Annotated in this window: 2 protein-coding genes; both read right to left on the minus strand. The window is 70.7% G+C overall.

The window, feature by feature from the left end:
• Window positions 1–344: hypothetical protein (locus tag VLJ82_RS19760; protein WP_408665082.1), on the minus strand; the 344-nt coding region annotated here is incomplete at its 3' end.
• 150 nt (window positions 345–494) lie between these two features.
• A protein-coding gene (locus VLJ82_RS21235) for an IS630 family transposase (RefSeq protein WP_422653732.1) occupies window positions 495–1,576 on the minus strand; the annotation gives its coding sequence in 2 pieces (ribosomal slippage) (window positions 495–1,093 and window positions 1,093–1,576; 1,083 coding nt in all).
• Window positions 1,577–1,595 lie beyond the last annotated feature (19 nt).

Genomic DNA, 1,595 nt, shown 5'->3' on the forward strand with positions numbered 1-1,595 from the left:
CACTGCGTGCGCTCCACCCAGCCGTCCACCGGGCCGCGGTTGCCCTGCTCATCGACGCCCTCGGCGTGCAGCAGGTAGGTCCCGAACGTGTCCAACGTCAGACGCTCGAAGTCGCTGAGGTCATCCGCGCCGTAGACGGCGACGTACTCCTCGGCTATGCGGTCCCGGTCTATCGCGCCGGTCTCCTCGAAGGTGCGCAATGCGCTGCCCTTCAGTCCGCGGGCCCAGTGGGCGATCATCCGGGCGGCGGCGTCGCTGATCTCGCGGCCCTCTTCCCGTGCCGTGGCAATCTCATGAGCGACCAGCTGTTCTTCAGTATGGTTGCTGGGGGAACGCTCGCTCATACAGAGCGGACCCCGAACTGGCGGACCTCAAGGCTGTTGGCCTTGGCGAACTTGCTGGCACCGCGTTTGGCGTTCCAGCGTGAGTAATAATGGTGGCTGGTTGCCACGATGTTGCCGTTATGGGCGATTAAAGATCATTAGCGGCGAGGGTTACACAGGGCCGAGGTCGAGCCCGGTGCTGGCGAGGAAGCCGGCCAACAGCGCGGGGCGGTACTGCATCCGTCTCAGCCGGGTCTTCACCAGCGCGGTGAGCTCGGTGAGGTTGTGCTTGGTGAGGTTGGCCAGCGATCGCTTCAGGTGCGACCACACCGGCTCGACCGGGTTCAGGTCGTGGGCATACGGCGGCAGCCGGTACACCGTCAGCCACAGCCGGGCCGCGATGCTCTCGGCCATCGCGGCGCTGACGTGGGTGTTCAGATTGTCCCAGACCAGCACGATCGGTCCGCCGAGCTGCTGGTGGGCGGCGTCGAGCAGGGCAGCGTAGTCGGCCTCGGTCAGGCTCTTGCGCCGGCCGCTCTCGCGTCGGCCGCCGGATCGGCGGCTGGAGTGGGTGCGGTAGATCAGCCGGGGCCGGTGCCCGGGCTTGGTGGCCAGCAGCGCGGCCAGCGACAGCCGCGGGCTGTTCTGGGCGGTCACCCGCACCACCGGGGTGCACCCCCGCCGGCCCCAGGTACGCCCCTTGGGCGGCCTCAGCCCCTGGCCGGACTCGTCCTCGAAGACCAGCCAGGCGCCCAGGTCCGCCGCCTTCCTTTTATCTCGGGCCAGGTCGCCTCGCGCCACGCGGTGATCTGTTCTTCGTTGCGCTCGGTCGCTCGCCGGGCGGGCACCTGCACGCTCCACCCCATGCGGTGCAGCAGCAGATCCAGCCCCGGCAGGCTGTAGTCCACGCCGAACCGCTCGCGGACGACCGCGGCGATGCGCGGCAGCGTCCAGCACTGATCCGCCCAGCCCCACGCCGCCGGGCCGGCGTCGAGTAGCGCCTGCAACTCGTCGAGCTGGGCGGGGCCGAGCCGGCAGCGCCCGCCACCCGGGCCCTTGGAGGCCAGCGCCGACCGGCCACCGGCAGCCAGGGCGCGCCGCCATCGGTTGGCCGACATCCGGGTCACCCGGAACCGGGCCGCCACCTCCCGGTCGCTGGCCCCTTCTTCGATCCACTCGGCCGCCGCCAGCCGCACCCGCTCCCGCCGGGCCCGCTCCTCGGCGGTCAGCCCGCCACCATCGGGGTACCTCATACCGTCGGCATAGCGCACG

Origin of the sequence: Jatrophihabitans sp., assembly GCF_035474675.1 — a bacterium.
Taxonomy (GTDB): Bacteria; Actinomycetota; Actinomycetes; order Mycobacteriales; family Jatrophihabitantaceae; genus Jatrophihabitans_A.